This window comes from Streptomyces sp. SID12501 (assembly GCF_010550245.1).
Classification (GTDB): Bacteria; Actinomycetota; Actinomycetes; order Streptomycetales; family Streptomycetaceae; genus Streptomyces.
This window is the reverse complement of record NZ_JAAGLU010000395.1, coordinates 1-531: the sequence shown is the minus strand read 5'-3', so window position 1 is coordinate 531 and position 531 is coordinate 1. Positions and strand designations below refer to the sequence as shown.

General features: G+C 71.0%; 1 pseudogene. It reads right to left on the bottom strand.

The features are described 5' to 3' along the window. Positions 1-432: pseudogene (gene obgE / locus G3I71_RS46410) on the bottom strand (GTPase ObgE); the annotation flags it as partial. Positions 433-531: the final 99 nt, after the last annotated feature.

The window sequence follows — 531 nt, the reverse complement described above, 5'->3', positions numbered from 1 at the left end:
GCCGAGGAGCGCGAAGCCGGGCGCCTTGCGGCGGGCCGACGACAGGGCCGCGTTGCCGAGGCCGCCGCGGCCGCCCTCACCCGCGACGTACGTGGTGCCCTGGCCGACGAGGTCGGCGAGGACGTTGCCCTCCTTGTCGAGGACGACGGTGCCGTCAGGCACGGGCAGGATCAGGTCCTGGCCGTCCTTGCCGGAGCGGTTGTCGCCGGCGCCGGGCTGGCCGTTGGTGGCCTTGCGGTGGGGGCTGTGGTGGTAGTCCAGCAGGGTGGTGACCGCCTGCTCCACCACGAGGATGACGTCGCCGCCACGGCCGCCGTTGCCGCCGTCGGGGCCGCCGAGCGGCTTGAACTTCTCCCGGTGAACGGAGGCGCAGCCGTGGCCCCCGTTACCCGCGGCGACGTGCAGCTCGACGCGGTCCACGAAGGTGGTCATGGTTGTTCCTCCAGATACATGCGGGAATGTCCCGGGTAGGCCTTGCTACCCATTAAACGTGTCGATATGACAACGCGCCGAGCGCGGACCTCACTTCCC